At 61.4% G+C, this 24,029-nt stretch carries 21 protein-coding genes and 1 tRNA gene; 8 read left to right on the top strand and 14 right to left on the bottom strand.

Annotated features, from left to right (window positions below; all coding sequences use genetic code 11):
* Positions 1-43 precede the first annotated feature (43 nt).
* Positions 44-1,339, top strand: a complete 1,296-nt coding sequence (gene gltA, locus BLV27_RS06805; RefSeq protein WP_092644207.1) for a citrate synthase — start codon at positions 44-46, stop codon at positions 1,337-1,339.
* Positions 1,340-1,444: 105 nt separating this feature from the next.
* On the opposite strand, the gene BLV27_RS06800 is transcribed toward gltA, so the two are convergent.
* On the bottom strand, positions 1,445-2,272 hold the full coding sequence (locus BLV27_RS06800; protein WP_342024041.1) for a DUF6456 domain-containing protein: 828 nt from the start codon (positions 2,270-2,272) through the stop codon (positions 1,445-1,447).
* Positions 2,273-2,748: 476 nt separating this feature from the next.
* Here BLV27_RS06800 and BLV27_RS06795 point away from each other — a divergent pair, with 476 nt between their 5' ends.
* Positions 2,749-3,036 (top strand): DUF6477 family protein, encoded by a 288-nt coding sequence (locus tag BLV27_RS06795; RefSeq protein ID WP_092644202.1) that lies wholly within the window; start codon positions 2,749-2,751, stop codon positions 3,034-3,036.
* Positions 3,037-3,057: 21 nt separating this feature from the next.
* On the opposite strand, the gene BLV27_RS06790 is transcribed toward BLV27_RS06795, so the two are convergent.
* The gene (locus BLV27_RS06790) at positions 3,058-4,608 is read right to left on the bottom strand and encodes a trimethylamine methyltransferase family protein (protein WP_092644200.1); all 1,551 of its coding nucleotides are present in this window, start codon (positions 4,606-4,608) and stop codon (positions 3,058-3,060) included.
* A gap of 147 nt (positions 4,609-4,755) precedes the next feature.
* Here BLV27_RS06790 and guaA point away from each other — a divergent pair, with 147 nt between their 5' ends.
* Both guaA and BLV27_RS06780 read left to right on the top strand, forming a co-directional pair.
* Positions 4,756-6,321: a glutamine-hydrolyzing GMP synthase gene (gene guaA, locus BLV27_RS06785; protein WP_483095067.1), complete on the top strand. Its 1,566-nt coding sequence runs from the start codon at positions 4,756-4,758 to the stop codon at positions 6,319-6,321.
* 115 nt (positions 6,322-6,436) lie between these two features.
* The gene (locus BLV27_RS06780) at positions 6,437-7,804 is read left to right on the top strand and encodes an acyltransferase family protein (protein WP_092644196.1); all 1,368 of its coding nucleotides are present in this window, start codon (positions 6,437-6,439) and stop codon (positions 7,802-7,804) included.
* Here the strand turns inward: BLV27_RS06780 and BLV27_RS06775 are convergent.
* Together BLV27_RS06775 and BLV27_RS06770 are read right to left on the bottom strand one after the other, a co-directional pair.
* On the bottom strand, positions 7,801-8,301 hold the full coding sequence (locus tag BLV27_RS06775) for a GNAT family N-acetyltransferase (RefSeq protein ID WP_211605487.1): 501 nt from the start codon (positions 8,299-8,301) through the stop codon (positions 7,801-7,803). The two genes, BLV27_RS06780 and BLV27_RS06775, sit on opposite strands and share 4 nt — an antisense overlap.
* Complete coding sequence (locus BLV27_RS06770; RefSeq protein ID WP_092644192.1) at positions 8,301-9,851, bottom strand: helicase HerA-like domain-containing protein; 1,551 nt, start codon at positions 9,849-9,851, stop codon at positions 8,301-8,303. Before BLV27_RS06770 ends, BLV27_RS06775 begins: the two co-directional genes overlap by 1 nt.
* A 417-nt stretch (positions 9,852-10,268) precedes the next feature.
* Here BLV27_RS06770 and BLV27_RS06765 point away from each other — a divergent pair, with 417 nt between their 5' ends.
* Positions 10,269-10,934 (top strand): invasion associated locus B family protein, encoded by a 666-nt coding sequence (locus tag BLV27_RS06765; RefSeq protein ID WP_244504572.1) that lies wholly within the window; start codon positions 10,269-10,271, stop codon positions 10,932-10,934.
* 50 nt (positions 10,935-10,984) lie between these two features.
* On the opposite strand, the gene BLV27_RS06760 is transcribed toward BLV27_RS06765, so the two are convergent.
* The 4 genes from BLV27_RS06760 to BLV27_RS06745 are packed head-to-tail and all read right to left on the bottom strand — an operon-like array spanning position 10,985 to position 15,162.
* Entirely contained in the window at positions 10,985-12,196 is a 1,212-nt protein-coding gene (locus tag BLV27_RS06760) for a beta-ketoacyl-[acyl-carrier-protein] synthase family protein (protein WP_092644190.1), read from the bottom strand.
* Positions 12,193-12,459, bottom strand: coding sequence for an acyl carrier protein (locus tag BLV27_RS06755; protein WP_092644188.1), 267 nt, complete (start codon positions 12,457-12,459; stop codon positions 12,193-12,195). Before BLV27_RS06755 ends, BLV27_RS06760 begins: the two co-directional genes overlap by 4 nt.
* Positions 12,449-13,549, bottom strand: coding sequence for a UDP-3-O-(3-hydroxymyristoyl)glucosamine N-acyltransferase (lpxD, locus tag BLV27_RS06750; protein WP_092644186.1), 1,101 nt, complete (start codon positions 13,547-13,549; stop codon positions 12,449-12,451). Before lpxD ends, BLV27_RS06755 begins: the two co-directional genes overlap by 11 nt.
* 38 nt (positions 13,550-13,587) lie before the next feature.
* Entirely contained in the window at positions 13,588-15,162 is a 1,575-nt protein-coding gene (locus BLV27_RS06745; RefSeq protein ID WP_092644184.1) for a L,D-transpeptidase family protein, read from the bottom strand.
* Between the two features lie 307 nt (positions 15,163-15,469).
* Here BLV27_RS06745 and mepK point away from each other — a divergent pair, with 307 nt between their 5' ends.
* Positions 15,470-16,015 carry a peptidoglycan L,D-endopeptidase MepK gene (gene mepK / locus BLV27_RS06740; RefSeq protein WP_092644372.1) on the top strand — a complete coding sequence of 182 codons (546 nt, stop codon included), beginning with the start codon at positions 15,470-15,472 and terminating at the stop codon, positions 16,013-16,015.
* A gap of 66 nt (positions 16,016-16,081) precedes the next feature.
* On the opposite strand, the gene BLV27_RS06735 is transcribed toward mepK, so the two are convergent.
* From BLV27_RS06735 to ypfJ, 5 genes are all read right to left on the bottom strand, one after another.
* The gene (locus BLV27_RS06735) at positions 16,082-17,167 is read right to left on the bottom strand and encodes an ABC transporter ATP-binding protein (RefSeq protein ID WP_092644182.1); all 1,086 of its coding nucleotides are present in this window, start codon (positions 17,165-17,167) and stop codon (positions 16,082-16,084) included.
* Positions 17,168-17,227: 60 nt separating this feature from the next.
* Positions 17,228-17,659 (bottom strand): hypothetical protein, encoded by a 432-nt coding sequence (locus BLV27_RS06730; RefSeq protein WP_092644180.1) that lies wholly within the window; start codon positions 17,657-17,659, stop codon positions 17,228-17,230.
* 144 nt (positions 17,660-17,803) lie between these two features.
* On the bottom strand, positions 17,804-20,587 hold the full coding sequence (locus tag BLV27_RS06725; protein ID WP_280140291.1) for a Hint domain-containing protein: 2,784 nt from the start codon (positions 20,585-20,587) through the stop codon (positions 17,804-17,806).
* 827 nt (positions 20,588-21,414) lie between these two features.
* Positions 21,415-21,499 (bottom strand) — tRNA-Leu (locus tag BLV27_RS06720).
* Between the two features lie 74 nt (positions 21,500-21,573).
* Positions 21,574-22,431 (bottom strand): KPN_02809 family neutral zinc metallopeptidase, encoded by an 858-nt coding sequence (gene ypfJ, locus BLV27_RS06715; protein ID WP_092644179.1) that lies wholly within the window; start codon positions 22,429-22,431, stop codon positions 21,574-21,576.
* Positions 22,432-22,498: 67 nt separating this feature from the next.
* Here ypfJ and BLV27_RS06710 point away from each other — a divergent pair, with 67 nt between their 5' ends.
* The gene (locus BLV27_RS06710) at positions 22,499-23,077 is read left to right on the top strand and encodes a YqaA family protein (protein ID WP_092644177.1); all 579 of its coding nucleotides are present in this window, start codon (positions 22,499-22,501) and stop codon (positions 23,075-23,077) included.
* Positions 23,074-23,544, top strand: a complete 471-nt coding sequence (locus BLV27_RS06705; protein WP_092644175.1) for a disulfide bond formation protein B — start codon at positions 23,074-23,076, stop codon at positions 23,542-23,544. The genes BLV27_RS06710 and BLV27_RS06705 overlap by 4 nt, the downstream gene beginning before the upstream one ends.
* Positions 23,545-23,553: 9 nt before the next feature.
* Here BLV27_RS06705 and BLV27_RS06700 read toward each other — a convergent pair whose 3' ends face one another.
* On the bottom strand, positions 23,554-23,820 hold the full coding sequence (locus tag BLV27_RS06700) for an usg protein (protein WP_092644173.1): 267 nt from the start codon (positions 23,818-23,820) through the stop codon (positions 23,554-23,556).
* Positions 23,821-24,029: the final 209 nt, after the last annotated feature.

Raw genomic sequence — 24,029 nt, 5'->3', positions numbered from 1 at the left:
TGCAGCATGTCCTTCATGTCGCGACGCTCTCGAAAGGACCGATATGGCTGACACTCAGAAATCCGCGAAACTGACCATCGATGGCCAAGACTTCGACCTGCCGGTCCATTCGCCCACCGTGGGCCCCGACGTGGTCGACATTCGCAAGCTGTACGGCCAGGCGGGTGTCTTCACGTACGACCCCGGCTTCACCTCGACGGCCGCCTGCGAAAGCGCGATCACCTTCATCGATGGCGATGAAGGCGTTCTGCTGCACCGCGGCTATCCCATCGGTCAGTTGGCGGGTCAGTCGCATTATCTGGAAGTCTGCTACCTGCTGCTATACGGAAACCTCCCCTCGGCCGCCGAACTTCAGGATTTCGAGGGCCGCGTGACCCAGCACACGATGATTCACGAGCAGATGCACAACTTCTTCCGCGGCTTCCGGCGCGATGCGCATCCGATGGCCACGATGGTCGGTGTCGTCGGCGCGATGTCGGCGTTCTACCATGACAGCACCGACATCAACGACGCCTGGCAGCGCGAAGTTGCGTCGATCCGCCTGATCGCCAAGATGCCGACGATTGCCGCGATGGCCTATAAATACTCCATCGGCCAGCCCTTCGTATATCCGCGCAATGACCTGGATTACGCGTCGAACTTCCTGCGGATGTGCTTTTCGGTTCCGGCCGAGGATTATCACGCCGATCCGATCCTGGCGCGCGCCATGGACCGCATCTTCACGTTGCACGCCGATCACGAGCAGAACGCCTCGACGTCAACTGTCCGTTTGGCCTCCTCTTCGGGCGCGAACCCGTTTGCCTGCATCGCCGCAGGGATCGCCTGCCTCTGGGGTCCGGCCCACGGCGGGGCCAACCAGGCCTGCCTCGAGATGCTCAACGAGATCGGCACCGTGGACCGCATCCCCGAGTTTATCGCCCGCGCCAAAGACAAGAACGATCCGTTCCGTCTCATGGGCTTCGGCCACCGGGTCTACAAGAACTTCGACCCGCGCGCGACGGTGATGAAGGAAAGTGCCGACGAGGTGCTGGACCTGCTCGGTGTCGAAAACAACCCGATCCTGCAGGTCGCGAAGGAGCTTGAAAAACAGGCGCTCGCCGATCCGTATTTCGCCGACAAAAAGCTTTTTCCGAACGTCGATTTCTACTCGGGTATCATTCTCGAAGCGATGGGTTTCCCCACGTCGATGTTCACACCGATCTTCGCGCTGTCGCGGACCGTCGGTTGGATTTCGCAGTGGAAAGAGCAGCTGTCTGATCCAGCCCTTAAGATCGGTCGCCCGCGCCAGCTTTATACTGGCGAAACGCAGCGCGATTACATCCCCGTCGAAAAGCGCTGAGTCGAAGAGACAACCTGAAGCACCGCCTTTCGGGGCGGCGCTTTCCCAAGATTGCCGCCCCGCGGTTGAAGCACGCGGGGCGAGGAGATCGGCGGGCGCAATGCGCTAACGGTGCAGGCCATCGTAATGGGCGGCCAATCTTTGCAACGCGATCCGAAGGACGATCTTGCCCGATCGGGCCGCCCAGCCCAGCCGCTTTTCGGTCGTCTCCAACCCTTCCAGAAAGCAGCACACGCGCAACACGACATCGGCCAGGCCAGGGCCCAGCGCACGGAGCGCCTGACTGACCCGTTCGCGGGCGGCATCGGGCCCGCCCAGCGGGCTGCCAGATGACATTTGCCCGCGGTCGCCCGGCGTCAGGAACCGCTCCCAATTCTGCCCGACGCGCGGCCCCATCTGCGCCAATTCAAAATCCTCGCGCAGGCGCTCCCCCGCGACGACCAAGTCTGCGGGCAAGAAGGGCTTACCGTCTCGGTCCTTCTTGCGTGCCAATCCGCCCAACGGCGATTCCGCCAAGTTGACGCGCAGCGTCTCGCCCGAAGGGATCGTCCGCTCCACCATCTCCATATGCTGGGTCAGGAACGGGCTGGCGGCTTCGACCATTCCCCGCGCCTCCTGCCGGGCCGCCAACGTGTCGTTCAAGAGCCGCTTGAGGGCCGCGCGACCGGCATCGGTAATGCGATAGCGGGTGATTTTCCCGACCTTGAAACACGAAACCCAATCCTTGAGCACGAAGGCCTGGGCCACGCTTCGGGACACCGTGGCGGTGCGGGTAGGTGCATCACCCGTATCGCGCAGCACCACCGCCTGAGACATTCCCTGTCCAACAGCGAGAAAAGCCTCCGCCTCGCAGAGACGACGCAACACGCGTTTTGCCTCGCGGTTGAGCGTTTCGTCATCAGTAAGAGCCTCACGTTTCGGGAGAGCGGACATTATAGGGGCATCCTTCGGGTCTGTTTGGTTTTTGCCTGTACCGGCGGCCTTTGCGAGCCGCTCGATCATGTCGTCCACAAGGGGGTCGTCCCGGCGCTCTTCTAGCTTCCGTATCTGGCGCAGAACCGTCGATGCCGCACAGCCGTTAATCCGTGCGACATCACGTAGGGCGCGTCCCTGGAACGCATGTGCAACGTATGCTCGGGCCGCTGCCGGCACCCATTCGGGAAGCCGTGGGACGGTCTGATCTATTGGTACGGAAGACATTGAAAGCTCCGAAGCGGGTCCTGTGGAAAACCTGATCAGAACTCACTTGGATTGGTTACCAAGTCGTTAATTGTATTAGTTTTCGAAACAAGTGTTTCCAAAGTGTAAACGTCGGACACGCTGCGTTCGCTCCCGTACTTGATTGCGCAACACGGGGCGCGCCGGGCGCAGGATCAAGGCAGTCAAATCAGCCAAGGACCTGCCAGATCATGTGTAAGATTTCAGCCGAACTAAACCAGATGCGCCGTCCACGCCTGCTGGTGGAGGCAGCCGCTCAGGGCACGCGGCAATATCACCGTCGGCGCGATCTGCGCCGGATGCTGCGCATTGCGATACCGCCATCGCCGCGAGCCGCATTGGAAAAATTGATGCCGATCGAAGCGGCGCTGGAAAGGCGCCGACTGACTGTCGACAAGAACTACAGCTACCCCCGGCACGTGGACATCCTTGTCGCGCTTATGTCCGAAGCGCAGGCCTTTCGCGAACCGCGCGCCTGACGGGATCGGGCCGGATCGCACCTACATGAATGCGTCTGGCATGGACGCCTTTTTTTCCGCGACATAGGCCAACAAAGCGGCGCGTTTCGCCTGGTCCAATGCCGGCTCCACGTAGTCGCCCAGCAGCTTGTTCACGCGCGCCGAGGCCAGTGTGCGCGTGTCCCGGCAGCCCTCGTCGACCCATGTTTCAAAAGGTTTGTAGTCCAACAGGTCCGATTTCCAGAACGCCGCCTTGAAGTTCGCCTGCGTATGCGCGCACCCGAGGAAATGGCCACCGGGACCGACTTCGCGAAGGGCATCCATGGCCTGCGCCTCTTCGTCGATCTGGATGCCCGCCGCCAGCTTTTGAAGGGCACCCAGCTGATCCGCATCCATTACAAACTTTTCGAAATCGGCGACCAGTCCGCCCTCCAGCCAGCCGCACGCGTGCAGCATAAAGTTCACACCTGACAGCAGACCCACGTTCAGCGAATTCGCCGTCTCGTATGCGGCCTGCGCATCGGGCAGCTTTGACCCGTTGAACGACCCCGCGCTGCGAAACGGAAGGCCCATCCGCCGCGCAAGTTGCCCCGCCCCGTAAGTGATCTGCGCCGCTTCGGGCGTGCCGAACGTGGGTGCCCCCGAATTCATGTCGATCGAGGTCACGAAGGCCCCAAAGATGACAGGCGCACCGGGATTTACGAGCTGAGAAAAAGCGACCCCTGCCATCACTTCGGCAAGGACCTGGGTTAAAGTACCCATGACCGAGACGGGTGCCATCGCACCGCCCACGATGAACGGAGAAATGATGCAGGCTTGATTCGCTTTAGCATAGACATCCAACGCGCCCATCATGATTGAGTCGAACGTCAGCGGAGAATTAATGTTGATAAGGCTGACCAATGCCGTCCGCCCGTTCAGGCCCTTGCCGTCGCCTTCGTCGAACAGGATGTCACACATCTCGACCGAATCGCGGGCGCGGCTGGGTTCCGTCACCGACCCCATGAACGGTTTGTCCGTCAACGTCATGTGCGCCAGCAGCATGTCGTAATGCCGCTTGTTCACCGGAACATCCGTCGGTTCACAGACGGTCCCGCCCGAATGGTGCAGCCACTTGGACATGTGCCCCAGCTTAACGAATTTCTCGAAGTCGGCCATCGTGGCATAGCGGCGCCCATCAGCATCCCGCACGAAGGGGGGACCATAGACCGGGGCCAGCACCAGGTTGCGGCCGCCGATTTCGACATTCCGCTCGGGATTGCGGGCGATCTGCGTGAATGAGCCGGGCGCGGTCTGGCAGAGCTTGCGCGCAAGGCCCTTTGGGATATGCACGCGGTCGCCATCCACTTTCGCACCTGCATCGCGCCACAGCGCCAACGCCTCCTCGTTTTCGGGGAATGCGACGCCAATCTCTTCCAGAACCACATCGGCATTAGCCTCAATGATGGCCAGCGCCTCCTCGGTCAGGATTTCATAGTTCGGGATATTTCGGGTGATGAAACGGGCATGATCGATTTTGGTGCTTGTGCGCTCCGCGCGTCGCGCAGCACCGCCGCCGCCCCGCCGTCCACGTGTGGGTGTGCCGTCCGCCATGCTTTTATCCCTTCGAAACCGTCTTGAATGACCGATAACGCGTGCTGCGGTCCGCACGCCGACCATTTGCGCTCCTCACCCGAGCGAAAGCGACATCTCCGCGCTCTTGCCCCGGAGGCCGCTGCCGCGTAATCCGCCGCCATGGATATGCCCGATCATCAGCGCCTTCTCATCGTCGACTTCGGATCTCAGGTAACGCAGCTTATCGCGCGTCGCCTGCGGGAACTGAACGTCTACTGCGAAATTCACCCGTTCCAGAACGTGACACCCGACTTCCTAGCCGAATTCGCGCCAATGGCGATCATCCTCTCCGGCGGCCCGGCCAGTGTGCCCGACGAGGGGTCGCCCCGTCCACCGAAGGAAGTGTTCGAGCTGGGGGTGCCGGTTCTGGGCATCTGCTATGGCCAGCAAGTGATGATGCAAATGCTGGGCGGGCTTGTGACGCGCGGTGAGGGCACCGCCGAATTCGGCCGGGCCTATGTCACCCCCTCGCAAACACTGGACCTGCTGCAAGGCTGGTTCGACGGGCCGGAATCGACGGGCCGCGAACAGGTCTGGATGTCGCATGGCGACCACGTCAGCCGTCTGGCCGATGGATTTCAGGTCTACGCCACCTCACCCGGCGCGCCCTTCGCCGTCGTGGCCGACGCCAGCCGTCATTTCTACGGTATGCAGTTCCACCCCGAAGTTCATCACACGCCCAAAGGGGCGAAGCTCTACGAGAACTTCGTTCGGGTTGCGGGCTTCACCGGCGACTGGACGATGGCCGGTTACCGCGAACAGGCGATTGCCGCGATCCGCGAGCAGGTGGGCAATGCCAAGGTCATCTGCGGGCTATCCGGCGGGGTGGATTCGTCGGTGGCCGCCGTCCTGATCCACGAGGCGATCGGCGATCAGTTGACCTGCGTCTTCGTCGATCACGGCCTGTTGCGACAGGGCGAGGCCGAGGAAGTCGTGACCATGTTCCGCGACAACTACAATATGCCGCTGATCCACGCCGACGAGCAGGAGCTTTTTCTGGGCGAACTCGACGGCGTTTCGGACCCGGAGACCAAGCGCAAGATCATCGGGCGTCTGTTCATCGACGTCTTCCAGAAACACGCGACTGAAGTGGGCGACGCGAAATTCTTGGCCCAAGGCACGCTTTATCCTGATGTGATCGAGTCCGTGTCCTTTTCCGGTGGTCCCAGCGTAACGATCAAAAGCCACCACAACGTCGGCGGCCTGCCCGAGAAGATGGGCCTCAAACTGGTGGAACCGCTGCGCGAGCTGTTCAAGGACGAGGTCCGCGCCCTCGGTCGCGAGTTGGGCCTGCCGCCCAGCTTCATCGGTCGCCACCCCTTCCCCGGTCCCGGCCTTGCCATCCGCTGTCCGGGTGAGATCACGCGCGAAAAGCTGGCGATCCTGCGCCGTGCCGATGCCGTCTATATCGACCAGATCCGCAAACACGGCCTGTACGACGACATCTGGCAGGCCTTCGTCGCCATCCTGCCGGTCCGAACGGTCGGCGTGATGGGCGACGGGCGGACCTATGACTTCGCCTGCGCGTTACGGGCGGTGACCTCGGTGGATGGCATGACCGCCGATTACTATCCGTTCAGCCACGAGTTTCTTGGCGAAACGGCTACGCGCATCATCAACGAAGTGCCGGGCATCAACCGCGTCACTTATGACATCACCTCCAAGCCTCCGGGCACCATCGAGTGGGAATAACGGTCACGCCGGACCGTCAAAACCACTGGCTGGGCTTGCACATCGTCCGGTCGCCGGAGTGTCCCGCTTGTCGCAATGGAAATGGAACAGCATCGTTTTGAACTAACGCCCCGACATTGACGGCCTTCGGGCCATCGCCGTTCTGGCCGTGATCCTGTTCCATGCCGATGTCGCGCCATTTTCTGGCGGCTTCTTCGACGTCGACGTCTTTTTCGTGCTTTCCGGCTTCCTGATCACGACCTTGATCCAGCGCGACTTGGCCCGCGGTTCCCTTTTGCCTTGGGATTTCTACGAGCGGCGCGCCCGTCGTATCCTTCCCGCGCTGTTCGCCGTCATCTCGGTCAGGATCGTTGTGGCCTGGTTCATCCATTTCCCAGCGGACATGGAGAACTTCTCGGAGAGCGTGATGGGGGTCGCCCTGTTCCTGTCGAACACGGCTTTCTGGGATCAGAGCGGGTATTTCGATACCGCCGCCGAACTCAAACCGCTGCTGCACACTTGGAGCCGCGCGGTCGAAGAACAATTCTATATCTTCTTCCCGCTGCTTCTGATGGGGTTCTGGCACCTTGGAATGCGCGTGGTGACGGGCGCGCTGGCAGTGATTTTCCTGGCCAGCCTGACCTATGCGCAGTGGGCGGCGGTGAACGCGCCGAACGATGCGTTCTTCTTCATCCTGTCGCGCGCTTGGGAATTGTTGATCGGCAGTTTCGCCGCCATCGCCTTGGCCCATTGGCCCGCTCTGCCGCGCCTGCGCCCTGCGGGGTTGCTTTCGGCAGTCGGCCTGATTTGTGTCATCATTTTTATCGTTGCGTTCGACGACGACACACCGACTCCGGGCCTCTGGTTCCTCTTGCCGACGGGTGGCACGGCCCTCATCCTGCTGTTTTCCGTCCCGGGCGCGCCCGCGCACAGGATCTTGTCCCTGCGGCCGATGGTCTGGGTCGGCCTGATTTCCTACAGCGCCTATCTCTGGCATCGGCCACTATTCGTCTTCACGCGTTATTCGACGACGTTGATCCTGCCTGTCTGGGTCACAGGCCTGTTGCTAGCGGCGACAGTGTTTCTGGGCTGGCTCAGCTACCTGTTCATCGAAACACCGTTCCGCAATCGCACAATCCTTAGTCGCCGAACAATCTTCAAGGCCTCAGGCACCGGGTTGCTTGTCATGCTGGTGCCGGCACGGTGGGTGACCAGTCTGGTGGATTCACCGGTCGCTATCGATCTTCAGCTTGAGAATGGTTGTGCCATTTCCTTTGTGCAGGACATCCACGATCGTACGCTGCAATCGGACATCTTTGACCGCCTCGCCGCCGACTTCCCGGACACGGTGACGGTCGTAGATCCGCTGCCAACGCTTTATGCGGGTGAAAACACCTATGCCCCCGTCGCGCCCGACGGTTCGTTTCGGATTTTCGACCGCCACCACCTGACAGAAGCCGAGACCCGGCAGCCGGTCCCCTTTTTCGAAGCCGCCTTGCCCTAATCCAGGCCTGCCCGCCTGCTGCGGCGTTCCATCATCACTACATCCCGCCATTGCCCAGCCAATGGACCATGGGTCATGCGGCCCAACCGCGTGCGGGTGCCCAGAACTTCGAACCCACAGGCACGGTGAAGCGCTAGGCTTCCGGGGTTTTCGGGGAATATCTGTGCGACCAGCGTCCACCACCCTTGCGTCTCGCTGTCGGTCACCAGACGCGACAAAAGGGCCCGGCCGACGCCACGCCTGGCGGCCTGCGCCCCGACGTAGGTACTAACTTCCCCAACCCCGGCGTAAGTATCTCGAGGAGACGTTGCCGATAGCGCAGCCCAACCCATAACGGCCCCGTGATCCTCGGCCACGAGGGCAATCGAATAGGCGTCGTCGAACTCCACCCAAGTGATAGGCTCGGCGCGAAAGGAAGCGTGGCCCGTGGCAAGCCCCTCGGCATGGACCGCCGTAATTTCCATGCCGTCCGTAAGACGGGGCGGGCGAAGTCGCATCATCGCCCTCGGAACAATCCACCGAGTACGCCGCGCACGATCGTCCGCCCCGCCTTGCTGCCCAGCGACCGGGCAAACGACTTGGCAAATGCTTCGCCCACGCTGTCGCTGCGTCGGCTTCGCGTCTGTGAGGTGGAGCGACTGACCTTACCGCCGGAGTAGCGCCGCCCGGCCTTGTATTCCCGCTCGGCGGCTTCGGCCCGTTCTTCCTCGGCCTCGGCCTTCTCGGCGGCTCGGGCCGCGTCCTCGGCACGTTTCGACAGCACCTCAAATGCGCTGTGCCGGTCGATCTTGTCTTCGTATTTCCCCGCGAGATCGGACGTTTGCAGTATGACCTTCCGTTCCGTCGCCGTGATGGGCCCCAGTTGCGATGCGGGCGGACGGATCAGAGTACGTTCGGCCACGCCGGGGATGCCCTTGCGTTCGAGGAAAGAGGTCACCGCCTCGCCGACGCCGACTTCCCGGATCGCGTCTTCGATATCGAAGCGCGGGTTCTGACGGTAGTTCTGCGCCGCCTGCCGAAGGGCCTTGCGGTCCTTGGCGGTAAAGGCGCGCAACGCGTGCTGAACGCGATTGCCCAGCTGGCCCAGAATATCCTCGGGAATGTCGTCGGGGTTCTGCGTTACGAAATAGACGCCCACGCCCTTGGACCGGATAAGACGCGCGACCTGCTCAACCTTGTCGATCAGGGCCTTGGGCGCATCGTCGAACAGAAGGTGCGCTTCGTCGAAGAAGAACACGAGCTTGGGCTTGTCCGGATCACCGACCTCGGGCAGTTGCTCAAACAGCTCCGACAGCAGCCACATCAGAAACGTCGCATAAAGCCGCGGCGACGCCATCAGCTTGTCGGCGGCCAACACGTTGACCATACCACGCCCGTCGTCCGACACGCGCATCAGGTCCGATAGTTCCAGCGCCGGCTCCCCGAACAGGTGCATGCCGCCCTGGGTCTCCAATGTCAGCAGAGACCGTTGGATTGCGCCCACCGATGCGGTCGAGACGTTGCCATAGCGAGTGGATAGCATCTTGCGATTTTCCCCGACCCATACCAACAGCGATTGCAGGTCCTTCAGGTCCAGCAGCGCCAGCCCCTCCTCGTCGGCGACACGGAACGCGATGTTGAGCACGCCTTCCTGCGCGTCGGTCAGTTCCAGCAAGCGCGACAGCAGCAGCGGTCCCATCTCGGACACGGTGGTCCGCACCGGATGCCCAGCTTCGCCCCACAGGTCCCAGAACGCCACCGGAGCCGCCACATACGCCAGGTCCAATCCAATCGTGGCCGCCCGTTCGGCAAACGCACCGTGGAGCTTGTGATCCGACGATCCCGGTTTGGCCAATCCGCTCAGGTCGCCCTTAACATCCGACAGGAAGACCGGCACGCCCGCATCCGAAAAGCCCTGCGCCAGGATCTGGAGCGTCACTGTCTTGCCAGTGCCCGTCGCCCCCGCGATCAGCCCGTGCCGGTTCGAGTAATCCAACCGCAGGCCCTGAGCGATGGCGTAGCCTTCACCGCCTCCACCCGCAAAGATCGTCTTTGCCTCAACTGTCATCACGTTCACCTGTTTTTAACCTTTTAACGGCATATCAGGCCACGGGCCTATCGCACAGTCTGCGATACCCCTTTCGTCCTGTTGAAACTGACTGCGCGGCTTTCCCCTCCGCGCGGTTCTTTTCCTGTCCCACTGCCCTGTCTGCATACTATCACGACGAATCCCGAAACCCCTTCAAAATAGCCTGTTGACGCATCCAGAATCGGTGCTTAGGGTTCCGGCATCAAGTCGGCCAGTCCGACGGGGAGAGATAACAACAAGACGGGAAAGGGCCTTTTGATGGGCCCTTTTCTTATTTTAGACAGACAATCCGCTCTTGGATCGGCGCCACGCCGCCGGGCGTCTTTCGATCCCCCCTGCACCTTCTCTCCAACCCGTGCTAAACGGCGCAAAATGATATTCTGAGGAGAGTTGGCCGTGACTTTTACCCCTTCCCGTTTCAATCCAGCGTTGGCGTCCGCCTTGGTGCTTTCCATGGTACTGGCCGTCCCGAGCTGGGCACAGGATACCGCCACGGAGGAGCCTGCCGCCGATACCGAACAGGCACCTGCGGCACAGGCCCCAGTTGCCCCGACGCCGGGCGGCGACCTTGCCACCGGTTCCTCTGTCGGTGAAGCACTTGGCGGTGGACCGCAGATCTACGTGCGCGAGGAGCATGGCGATTGGGAAGTACGCTGCTTGGAAGCGCCCGAGGGGCAAGAAGACCCCTGCCAGCTGTACCAGCGTCTGGCGGATCAGCAGGGCAACCCGACCGCCGACGTGAACTTCTTCGATCTGCCCGATGGTGGGGATATCGTGGCCGGTGCAACCATTCTGACACCCCTTCAGACCCTACTGACTGCGCAGGTGACGATGTCGATCGATGGCGGCCAGCCGCGCCGCTATCCCTACAGCTTCTGTGACGCCACCGGTTGCTACAGCCGCATGGGCTTCACCGCCGAAGACGTCGCCGCCTTCAAGCGCGGGGCCGCAGCGACGCTGGTCGTGGTCCCGGCACTCGCCCCCGATCAGCGGGCCGAGCTTACGATGTCGCTTTCCGGCTTTACCGCAGGTCTGGCCGCAGTCGAAGTGGCGAACCCGTAAAATACTTGAAGTTGTGTGAGCGGGCGGTCCCTTGGGCCGCCCGTTTTCGTTCAGACCGCCTTCAGCGCAAGAACTGCATTCATGCCCCCGAAGGCAAAGGCATTCGACAAGCACGCCGTCACCGTTGCGTCTCGGGCCACGTTAGGCACGATGTCCAACGAGCATTCCGGGTCCAACTCCTGCCAATTGGCGGTCGGCGCGATCACATGATCACGAAGGGCCATGATGCAGGCCAAGAGCTCGATCGCACCGGTCGCACCGATGCAGTGGCCGTGCATCGACTTGGTTGAACTTATCGCAAGTCTGTCCGCGTCCGCGCCGAAGATGTGGGCAACCGCGGCGCTTTCGATCTTGTCGTTGGCCGCCGTGCCCGTGCCATGGGCATTGATGTAGCTGATATCCCCGGTGTTCAGACCCGCCTGTTGAAGGGCCCCGGCCATCGCGCGCTCCGCCCCCTGGCGCGAGGGCATCACGATGTCCGAGGCATCCGACGTCATCGCGGCCCCCGCCACCTCGGCCAGGATCTCCGCTCCACGTGCACGGGCGTGGTCGTAATCTTCCAGTACGAAGATGCCCGCGCCCTCCCCCTGCACCATCCCCGACCGGGTGGCGCAAAACGGGCGGCACGTGTCACGCGACATCACCCGTAATCCCTCCCACGCCTTGACCCCGCCAAAGCAAAGCATCGCCTCGGCCCCACCGGTGACCATCACGTCGGCCATTCCGGATTTGACGAAATGGAACGCCTGCCCGATGGCGTGATTGCTGCTGGCGCACGCCGTGGCCACGGTAAAGGACGGCCCTTTGAGGTTGTATTCCATGCTCAGATGCGCGGCGGCCGCGTTGTTCATCAGTTTGGGCACGACGAAGGGATGCACGCGGTTCTTGCCGCCCTCGTAGACGGCCCGGTAATTCTCGTCCTGGGTATTCAACCCTCCGCCCGAAGTGCCCAGGATGACGCCTGATCGCGCCGCCAACTTCCCTTGGAACGTCAACCCGGCCTGCGCCAGCGCCTGCCCCGCAGCCAACAGGGCGAACTGCGTGTAGCGGTCGTAGAGCGCGATCTGCTGGCGGTTGAAATGTGCGCCTTCTGTGTAATTCTTCACCTGAGCGCCGATGCGGATCGTCAGGCGGTCGACATCGCGTATGTCCAGTTCCCCGATGGCAGAGCGGCCTTCGCGCATCGCGGCAAGCGTGCTTGGCACGTCGTGGCCAAGGGCGTTGATCGTGCCCGCCCCGGTGATGACGACGCGGCGGGTCACACCCGCTTCTCGGCCACCAGACGCTCCACCGCCCCGACAATCGCCCCGACCGAGGAATAATCGAAATCGGACGCATCGGGCGCGTTCGCGTTGAAGGGCACCTGGATATCGAATGCCTCCTCGATCGCAAAAATCGCCTCGACCAGTCCCATGGAATCGATGCCCAGATCAGCGGGCACCGATGTGTCGGACACGTCCGTGACGTCGATCATCGCCTGCTCGGCCACGATCTCATGGACACGGGTTCGAATGTCAGTCGTCATGGCGCGACCCCTGAACCTTGATCGTAACGATCTTGCGAAGCTCGGCCAGCTGCTCCAACGCGCGCGGCAGACGGCGCAGCGCCTTATACATCGCCATGTTGGTTTCCATCTTCACCGCCGGGCTGCCCAAGATTACCTCGCCGTCGCGCACGCGGGTGAAAATCTTGGTCGCCCCGCCCGCGACCACATCGTTCCCGATGGAGATATTGTCGTTCACGCCACACTGCCCACCCAGCACGACCCGGTCGCCCACCCTGGATCCTCCGGCCATCCCGACCTGACCGCAGATCAGGCAATCTTCGCCGATGCGATTGTTGTGGCCAATGTGCACGAGGTTGTCGATCTTCGTGCCCCGTCCGACGCGGGTGTCTGCGATCGTGCCCTTGTCGATGGTCGTATTCGCGCCAACCTCCACGTCGTCGCCGATGGTCACCGATCCCAGCGAATGGATGCGCGTCCAGCTTTGGGCGCGAATGTCGCCCTGATCGCCAAGCGTTTTCCGCGCGCGTTCAACGCCGGATTCCTCGGGCGTGACAAAGCTGAAGCCGTCGCCGCCAATCACCGCGCCGGGCTGCGCGATGAACCGGTCTCCGATAGTGACGTAGCTGCCGATCCTAACGCCCTGCATCAACAGGGCGTCCCCCCCCAAGGTGGCATGTTCCGCCATGGTCACATGTGCCGCGATCCGCGCCCCGCGCCCTATCCGAACGCCTGCGCCGATTACGCTATAGGGACCGATGCTGACACCATCGGCAATCTCGGCACCGTCCCCGATAATCACGGTGGGATGAACACCAATGTTCATCTGCGGTCCCGCATCCAGCGCGGCCGATATTCCGGCCATCGCGAGCCGCGCGCGGGGAACTAGCACTGCGCCCGAAAGGCCGAACGATTCCCAGTCGGCCCCGTCCCAAAGGATCGCCACGCGGGCTTTCCCCGATTTGAGCGCATCAGCGTAGCTGGGCGACATCGCCAGTGCCAGATCATCCGGCCCGGCGCTGTCCGGTTCGGACGCGCGCGCGAAAGTAGCAGTGCCATCCCCGACAACAGGGCGACCCAGTGCTTCGGCAATCTGGTTGAGCGTGAACATCGCGGCACCTCCGGGGGCGATGCGCCCCCGAGGGCGATTTAACTGCGCGACGCGTCCAGTTCCACCCCGGCATCCTGCAATGCGCGCAAGACTTTTATATCGCGACCATAAGGGTCGCCGCGATAATTAGCGCGGCCCGTCGGCGTAACCCAGGCCGACCAGTACACAAGATGTACGCCGATTGGGTCTTGCAGGTTCACGCGAGTTTCGCGGCCCGACCGCAACTTGGTAGCGAAATCGGACTCCGGTGTTGCGGTCTGCGGGGCCAGGAGATGATAGGCCAGCTCCAGCGGTTTACCGACGCGTACACAACCGTGGCTGAAGGTCCGCTGGTCGCGACTGAACAGGTTTCGGCTTGGCGTGTCATGAAGATAAATGTTCCACTGGTTCGGGAACATGAACTTTACCCGGCCTAGGGCATTGCGCGGCCCTGGCGGCTGTTTCAGGCTGAACGGAAAGTTGCGCGCCGTATAGTTCGAGAAGTTGATATTCGATCGGTTCACACGACCGCTACGCGAATATATTTCCAGGTGCTGCGCCCCGCCGCGCCGCAAGGCGGGCAAGTATTCGTTCACTGTGATCGACCGGGGCACATGCCAATAGGGGTTGATGACCATGTGCGTCATCGTGTGGCTGAACTCGGGCGTGCGACGGTCGGGCGTGTCGGCACCGACCACCACGACCGTATCAAAAGTCACCTTGCCGTCATCGTAGACGTAGGCATGCTGCTCAGCCAGGTTCACCAGGATATGCCTAGGCTCCAACGGCTTGTTCATCCAGCGTTGACGCTCCAACCCGACCAGGATCTGACCCTTCCGATCCTCGAGCGAGACATTGATGGCGGCAAGCGTTGCTTCGCCGGCCTCCCCGTCCGGGGTCAATCCATGATCAATCTGGAATGCGCGCACGGCGGCTTCCATTCCTGCGTCGTAGGCGGAAACCGCGGAGCGGCGCAGATACCCCATGCGAACCAGCCGGTTGCGCAGGTCTACAACCGCACGACCGTCAGAACCGCGGGCCACCAATTCACCTGAAACGGTCGCACCCCAGCCGCCAGTCAGCTCCATTTCCTCCAGGCGCAGCTTCTCGCGCAGAAGCCGGGTATAGTTTGGTGACGCCGGCCATAGCCCCTGCACGAAGGCATAAGGATCGCCTTCCACGAAACGCGTCATCTGCACCAGCCAGTCACGCTTCGGCACGTTCAGCACAATCGTAGGGTCGACCTGTCTGGGGTCGACAACGCCGGAACTGACGTCTTGCGCATAGCGCAGGAATCGCTCGGTCATTGCCACTTCCAGCGCACCGCGCGCGGCCGGGTCCGTCGCGGCGGCGAATTCAGCGCGGATGGTGGCGGCATCGTAACGGCCAGCGGGAAGGCCATGATCTTCGGCTTGATCCAGGGCCCAGAGGAAGGCCGCGCGACGGTCCCCCGCCCCCTCGCCCATCCAAACCGGCGCAAAATCGCGCCCACGGTAGAACGCTGCAATCGTTTCGTCAGCAGAGGCAGCTTGGGCCACGGCCTGTTGCATCGGCGTCACCAAAGGGGCCGCAGCAGACGGACCGCTGACCGCAAGCAGCCCGGCAAGCGCAAGAGAAGTGACGCGCAGGAACATCGAAAACCTCAAAAATCAGAGCTCGAATATTAGGTTACCCGAGGGAAAAATGATGTCCATTCACCTTTTTCAAAGAAAGTCTTTTTAGGCACAGGTGCAACAGACCAGAAAAGGTTTCATCACGAATCCCAGATGCGCGAGATTTTGCTCACCTACACCAATGGAGGTATCCCAGCTTCGAGAATCACCCCGTCTGTGTCACTGAGTGCCTGTCGCTTGGGGTAGGGCAAACGAGACCGCGAAGATGGTCAAAACCAAATTGGGGCAAAACGTGAGCGAAAAAATATCCGCAAGCGCGCCGATGTCTATGACACGGCGGGGACTTCTAGGCGCTTTCGCTGCAACCGCAGTGGCCGCCGCACCAACCTATTCCAAAGCAGCCGGGTTCTTGCGTGGGGGTGGCGACATCCGCACAGTCAAGATGCACAACGCACGTACCGGCGAGAGCATGGAAACGGTCTATTGGATTGAGGGGGACTACCTTCGTGACGCTTTGGCCGAGATCAACTTCTTCTTCCGCGACTGGCGTCGGAACGAAGTGAAATCGATAGATAACCGCACCGTGGACATCATTGCCGCGACGCATCGCCTTGTCGACGCACGAGAGCCTTTCCTCCTGCTGTCGGGTTATAGGTCGCCGGCGACGAACGCGATGCTGCGCCGACGCTCCAGCGGTGTTGCCAAGTATTCGCTTCACTTGGAAGGACGAGCCGCCGATTTGCGCCTGTCCTCCCGGTCGGTGAGTCAGGTATCACGGGCCGCGGCCAGCTGCGGCGCTGGTGGTGTCGGGCGTTACTCCGGTTCGAACTTCACCCATGTCGACTGTGGTGACGTCCGGTCCTGGGGACGCTGAACTTCTGACAGGTTCTGCCTTGCCAAAACCGCCCTGTTGTCCCGGGGCGGCTTTTTCTGTACGAAATCATGCCGCTGCGGACGTCTTTCGGGGAAAAACGAAGCACCTATCTCGTCGGATCGACAACCATAGGATCGTGCCGGGCTTAGGCAGAAAAACCGCCGGAACGGTCGCCGTGACTCGGCTTGTTCCGTCGTCCATCAAGAACTCCACCAAACTCTCTTTGCCCATGAACCGCGCGCGCAGGACCGTGCCGCGCGCAGGAGTCCCCTCGGCCGCTGTCGGGTGCGGACCTTGGCCGTTGCGATCAAAGTCGATGCGGACGTGTTGGGGCCGGAATACGATGTCAACTTCCGCCCCTTCGGAAAGGCCCGGTGCCAGGAATTGACCGAAGGGTGTTTCGGTCAGTGCACCGTGGACTTCCCCATTTAAAATATTGATATCACTGAAAAACCCGGCTGCCGCACAGTCAGCGGGCGCATTATAGATGTTATAGGGGGCAGCCTGCTGAACGATTCGTCCGTCGCGCATCAATGCGATTTCGTCGGCCATCCGCATGGCCTCGTCCGGCTCATGGGTGACAAGCAGAACGGCGGTCCCCTCCTGCTTGAGTACGCTGAGAGTCGCATCGCGAATCTCGTCTCGGAGACGGTTATCGAGGCCCGAAAACGGCTCGTCCATCAGCATGATCTTGGGTCTTGGAGCCAACGCGCGGGCCAAGGCCACACGCTGCTGTTCGCCGCCTGACAGTTCATGTGGATGTTTTTCGCCGTAGCCTGCCAGATCGACTCGGTTCAAGAGGTCCTGCACCCGCACCGTCGACGTGGCATCCTTAGGCAAGCCGAACGCGATGTTCTGGGCAACCGTAAGATGCGGAAACAAAGCGAAGTCCTGGAACATTAGGCCCACGCCGCGCCTTTCGGCAGGCACGTGGCGCGTGTCGTCCGACACAATCTGGCCGTTGAGCCTGACAACCCCGGCGTCCTGTCGATCGACACCAGCGATGATGCGCAGCGTCGTCGACTTGCCGCATCCCGACGGCCCGAGCAGGCATGTCACCTGGCCCGCCGGCACGGACAACGAAATGTTGTCGACCACGTTTCGTCCGCCAAGATGCCGGACAAGTCCCTCGACGTGCAGAAGCGGTGCCATCAAACCCCTAGCGTTTTAGTCGGGCTTTCCTAGCAGCGCCGCGCAAGACGGTAAAGCGGATCAGAGCACCTCGCCCGTGCGCCGCTCCTGCCGCGCATAAAGATAAATCAGAAGGCTAAGGCCAGTCACCAAGGCCATGACCACCCAGGTCATCGTGGCGCTGCTGGTCAGAGCAAGAAGCGACGGCGAGGCGAAAACCACCGCCCATATCTCCAACACGAGCAACGCGCCGAAAGCGAAAAACAGCATCCAGACTGCCGGACGCAGATGAGCCAACAGGCAAAGGGCTCCGACCAGCGCCAGAGTAGCATGCGCACCCCAGACCCCGTGAACCCAGTTCGGCAGGCTGGCCAGCCATTCGATCTGCTCGGCCGGGTACTTATCGAGCCATCCCAGCTGCAACCCGTAGGAGACCATGACGTATTCGGCCATCCCGACCACACCGTAACCCAGCGCAATCAAACCCATGATGTAGAAGTGCAGACGCCGCATTATGTTCTCCGCGCGAATTTTCCTGACCCCGCAGTTAACACGAAAACCAGCCGCCTCAAACGCTAACGGGGCAGCCGCCATCTACTGCCCCGCTACGCCAAATCGTCCCGCACCAGAAAGGGCGGGCAAAACCCCAGTTACGTGTTACCGCACGAGAAATTCAGCTTCCCGACGCTTCAGCATCCGGCGTGCGGCCGGATACCCCTCGCGCCCTTCATGTTCGCGCAATTCGGGGAAGATCGCGAAGATCTCCTCTCGCTGGGCTTTTCCCAGCCCCTTGAGCGAGTGATCGCCCGGCTGAAAGCTTTCGGTCCAGGCACCGTCCGAGAGAATGACCTCGTGGTTGTCGAACATCACGTGGTGGTAGGTGATATCAGTCGCACCCATCCGCTCGACGCCCGGTCGGCCGACCAGATGCTTTGCCGCGACCAGCACCTCACGCTCGTCAAAGTAGAGCATGGTTTCGTCGTTGGCGATCAGGACGCGGTGCTGCGGCGACACGACCATATCACGCTCGGGCAGGCCGTGACCCAAGGCTCCTTTACCGATCATCACGGCGCGCAATGCCCCGTTCTGCGACAGCTCAGCTGCGGTCATATCCCGCTTGCCGACCCAGCGGATCAACTGGATTCCGTTGTCTCGGGTGATAACCCGGTCGCCGACCTGCAACGCCTCCACCGCGACCTCGCCCTTCGGTGTAGCGATCAGCGTGCCCGGCGTGAAGCACGGGATAACGGCCTCAATATCCTCGAATTGCGCCGTGGTGCCATCGCGGAAGTTGACGACGCCATTCTCAACATTCTCAGGGTCGTAATCGATGAAAGCAACGTCCGATCCGGTCAGGTCAAGCGTATCGAAATCATCGCCACCCGAGCCACCGTCAATCATGTCACCAGTCGTGGCACCAAGGATCAGATCGCGGTCATCGCCACCGTCGATCGTGTCGGCCCCGTCGCCACCGTCGATCGTATCGTTGCCGTCAGAGCCGGTCACGGTGTCGTTACCATCGCCGCCCGAAACCCGATCTTCGCCCTTGCCGCCGCGCACCTCGTCGTCACCCGCGCCGCCGTCCAGGGTGTCATTGCCGCCGGAGCCAAACACTTCGTCGTTGCCGTCGCTGCCGAACAATAGGTCGTCGTTGGCACTGCCCGAGACCGAGTCGTCACCCGCGCCACCATCGAGGGTATCATCACCCCCGTTGCCGCGGATTGTGTCGTTGCCGTCACCGCCAGTGATCGAGTCGTTGCCGGTGCCGCCCTCAATCTGGTCCTCACCAGCCCCGCCGTGCAGCGTGTCGCCTCCGGAACCGCCATCGATGGTATCGTTGCCGTCGCCGCCTTCGATCAGGTCGTTACCTGTGCCGCCGTCGATCAGGTCGTTGCCGATACCACCGTCAATCGTGTCATCACCGGCCCCGCCGAAGATCGTATCATCCCCTTTGTCGCCGAAGATCAAATCCGCGCCGTTGGCGCCGTCGATCAGGTCATTGAACGTTTCACTCCCGCTTCCGTTCGATGCGGCAGGGTCATAGGTCGAGAAGAAATCGCCGTAGCTGAGCTCTGCATCGTTTCCAGGCCCCGTGTTGTTGGTCGGGCCCGGGTCGGGCAATTCGCCATTGGCGTTGCCGTCGACAGCGAAATACTTTGTCGGCTGGGTGCCACCCTTGATTGAGACCCCAAGAACGGTTGCGTCGGACGGCACGGAGCCGCCGTCGGCCGCAAACGCGGCCAATTGACCGTAGAAGTCGTCCAGATCGTTCGAGATGAATGTGCCGGAACCATCGTCCGGGAAGTCGTCCACCTTGACCTGAACGTCGAACACACCGTCGCCGTCCGTGTCGAAATAAAACACCACGTTCGAGATGTCCTGCGCCCACTCCTCGAAATACGTACTCGCGCCTGTGGGGCAATTGCCGAACTCGTCGTCGCCGCGGATCGTATCATCACCATCGCCGCCCAGGATCGTGTCATCACCGAAGCCGCCAATCAGAAGATCATCCGCGCCGTCATCTTCCATAACGGTCGTATCGCCATCTTTGATCGAAACGGAATCAAAACCGACAATCAGGTCATCACCATCCCCACCCCTGATGGTGTCTGCGCCGTCGCCACCTTCGATCCGATCGTTGCCCACACCGCCGTCGATTTCATCGTCGCCGTCGCCACCCTCCAGCACATCGTTTCCGGCACCACCGTCGAGGACGTCATCGCCGCTCTCCCCGCGCACGATATCGTCGGCCGCGCCGGCGTAGACGGTATCATTGCCAGCCCCTGCCAGAACCAGATCTTCGTCACCCGTCGTGCCTTCGACACCCAGTGCATCGTTGTTGTCGATCCGATCACCCTGCGCATCCACGTAGACCAAGTTGATAAGATCGTCCCCACCGGTGCCGTTGACGACGCCATCGAGCGCGGGGCCCTTCGTGAACGACAGGTTGTCAACCGCACCGGAGCCGCAAAGCTCGATCGTCATGTAAGCTGCGTCATCGACGCTGATATCGGCAACGTACTGACCATTGTTCGATGTGTAGATGTCTACTTCCTTAAGCAGATTGCTGTGTTCGTCATAGACCTTGATCGACGCGCCTTCCTCCACATCCAGAAGGGTCAGCGAGTGCACCGTGACATCGCCATCAAAGTCGAACTTGAAAATTCCGCCGCTGGCATTGTCGTCGGGATCATGGCTGTCACGATCCTCCGACAGGATGAGAACCTTGCCCAGGTTGCTCGTCGCCAGGTCCCAGTCACCGCCGGTCGGACACGCCGAATCAAAGATCATCGGGGGGTTCTGGGAATCGATGGACCCGTCGTGATTGATGCTGCTGATCGTCACGCCGTCGACCGAATACTGCCCGTCGATGATCGTGCCGGCCCCCTGATCGTTAAAGTCAATCAGGGTCTTATCTGCGGGCGTAGTGGGAAAGGTCATGGCAGTGACTCCTGAAACAGCACCGAGGCGCGCTTGGCGCGGCAATCCGGCAGAGATCATTAAATGAAGGGACCAAGGCAGTCTTGGTGACTGCACTGTAATGGTGCTGATGGGTCGGCAACGTCAGCAAGACGGCAACTCCGCTCGGTCCGGTTAAAATGGCCCGATCGATTGGCGATGTTTGCCGAATGGCTTAAGGGCAATCACATCTGCAGACACTGGCGGATGGCGCGCCTGTATCAGTGAGGGGATTCCAGCAGAGAACCATCGTACGTCCTAATCGGACCGTACCCGCACAAAACAAGCCACATCCATCCGGATGCTCACAAATGCGGTCGCCAAAATGGCCAGCGCACACCGCCCAAAATCAGGCGTACGCAAGTTTTAGCCGATCAACCGACCTCGTGGAAGTGAAATGAGGCGAAAAGTGTCCCGCGTTGGGCGCATGCGGCCAAATTAAGGCGCGCTTGGGCCGAGCGCGCACAATTGTCACGGCAATCTGTTTCTAGGTGTTCAACAATAGAAGTGTTTTACTCAACAGGACCTGCGCCACCTTCGACGAAAGAATCTTCAAGCATCTGTTTCCAATCATCTTATGCAGGGCAATTCCCGTCAGGCTCATCCCGTCCACTATCGGTCGTTGCAAAAACGGAAACGAAATAAGGCGGCGGTGAGGCGGCTTGAAAATGCTCTGTTTCCGAATGTGCTACACCCGTGTTTTTCGGCCGTTCGCACTTTCGAAACAATTTTCGGCTTTCCCAGCGAATCGTATTCCGGCATCCGGGCCCCCGAATGGGGTGTATCGCTTAATAAACCTACTATTCAGGTGGTACCCGTGGCCGGACTCGAACCGGCAAGCCTTGCGGCGGCGGATTTTGAATCCGCTGCGTCTACCAATTCCGCCACACGGGCCCGTCTCGCGAGGTAGTGCGGGCTGCGTATCTTCCCGCCCCGCCCCCGTCAATCCGGAAGACGGCCGATCCCTGCTAGAGTTGACGGGCTGAAAACGTATCACAGGACTGGATGTCCCCGCTCTGGTAGCCGCGCTCAAACCATCGCGCTCTTTGCTCAGATGTGCCGTGGGTGAAGGTATGCGGCATCGGCACGCGACCCTGGATGCGCTGCAACCGGTCGTCGCCAATTTGTCGCGCGGCATTTACCGCTTCGCGCAGGTCGCCCCGCTCCAGACTTCCGAAACTTTCCTGGGCCATTCGCGCCCATATCCCCGACAGACAGTCGGCCTGAAGTTCGATCCGCACGGATATCGCGTTCGACTGCTCCGGGGACGATTGCGCCCGGACCTGGTTCGCTTGCCCCAGAATACCCAACTCGTTCTGAACGTGGTGCGCGACCTCGTGGGCAACCACGTAGGCGGCTGCAAAGTCGCCCTGCGCGCCCAACCGTTGCTCCAGCGTGGTGAAGAAAGCGGTGTCGAGGTAGGCCTTGCGATCCGCGGGACAGTAGAACGGGCCGGTCGCGCCCGACGCCCCGCCGCAAGGGCTGGATGTCACGCCGGAGAAAAGCACCAGCATCGGTGCGCGATATGCTTCGCCCACCTGCCTGCGGAACACGTCCGCCCAGACCTCTTCGGTGTCGGCCAGAACGACGGACACGAACTCCGCCTCTCGCTGCTCTTGCGCAGTGACGGGGCGCGACACCTGCGAACCGCCCGCGTTACCGCCCGAAAGCAACGGCGATACGTCAATCCCGAACACCCAGCCGACGACCACGACCAAAAGCAGCCCACCGATGCCAAGGCTGCCGACGCCGGCCACGGCGCGGCCAGCGCTTCGCCCGCGCCGATCCTCGATGTTGCGGCTTCCCCGTCGCCCTTGCCAACGCATATGCGCCTCCCCCGGTGAGACAAACCAATCTCTTGACCCTGCGACGGTTCCGTGGGACCGGCAAGTCATGATCCGAAGCCTCTATAACTGGACGCTTTCCTGGGCCGCGCATCCCCGCGCGCTCTGGGTTTTGGCCATCGTGAGCTTCGTCGAAAGCTCGATCTTCCCGATCCCGCCCGATATTCTGCTGATCCCGATGGTTCTGGCCGCACCCTCACGCGCTTGGCTGACCGCGCTTGTGTGCACAGCGGCGAGCGTTGCGGGCGGTATGGCTGGCTATGCCATAGGATTCTTCGCGTTCGAGACGCTGGGTGAGCCGGTCCTCACTGCGCTGGGCAAAGCCGACAGCTTCGAAGCGTTCCGAGCGCGCTACAACGAATGGGGGTCTTGGGCCGTGTTGATAGCAGGCGTGACACCCTTTCCGTACAAGGTCATCACCATCCTGTCGGGGGGGACGCAGCTTTCCCTGCCCGTCTTTATTGTATCAAGCGTTGTTGCACGCGGCCTGCGGTTCTTTATCGTCGCGGGGCTGCTGTGGAAATTCGGCCCCCCTATCCGCGGCTTCATCGAACGGCACCTGGGCCTTGTTTTCTCCGCCTTTTTCGTTGTCCTGATCGGGGCTTTCGTATTGCTGAGGTTTATATGAAGCGTCTTGTCGCCCGGCCCCTGTCCAGCATCGCGACAGTTGGCCACATCGGCCTTCTAGGCGGGGCGTTCCTGTTCCAATTGGCTGGTTATGCGCCCTGTGCGATGTGCATCTGGCAACGCTGGCCCCATGCGGCGGCGATCGTGCTGGGCATTCTGGCGGTGTCGGGAGTGATGCCGCGGACGATGGCGGCACTGGCGGGCTTGGCCGCACTCACGACCAGCGGAATCGGCTTTTTCCATGCCGGCGTGGAACAAGGTTGGTGGCCCGGTCCCAGCAGCTGCACCGGCGGGGGCGACGGCCTCTCGTCCCTCTCGGCAACCGACCTCCTTTCGACTGAAATCACCGACACGATCGTCATGTGCGACGATATCGTCTGGCAGCTGGGCCTGACGATGGCCGGATGGAACGGTGTGCTGTCGCTTGGCCTGGCAATGATCTGGTTCGTTGCAGCGCGGCGCACCTGATACGCCGCCCTAGTGCAGCGGGAATTCACCGGTGACGTTACGCCATTCGCCCGGCGCGATCATCTTACGGTGGGTGAAGCGCACCGAATGAAGCGCCCCCTCGATTTCCTTGCTCCAGTATTCGATGAATTTGAACAGGCGTGGATGATCCGGAGCGATGTCGTACTCCTGCCAGATGAACGTGTTGAGGACATGGGGATGGTCCGGCATATGATAGAACATTTCGGCCAGGGTCAGGCCGTAGCCCTTCATCATCAATTCTGTTTCGGTGCTCATTGATGGCTCCTTTGATGCCCCCCGAATTCAGCTTGGCCGAGAATTATAAAACGTCAATCTAAACAGCCTGTTGGCACTCCGTGGATATGGCTGCAAGGCAACCCGGCAACACCTTGTAGGTCGGCTGCCGTCGAACATCGTTGAGCCCATATGCGGGGGATGCTAAGGGTACCGGCAACCAGATATAGTTTCGACCTGAGGCGCAGAAT

It is taken from the genome of Jannaschia faecimaris (genome assembly GCF_900107415.1).
GTDB lineage: Bacteria > Pseudomonadota > Alphaproteobacteria > Rhodobacterales > Rhodobacteraceae > Jannaschia > Jannaschia faecimaris.
This window is presented reverse-complemented; position numbering and strand designations above follow the sequence as displayed.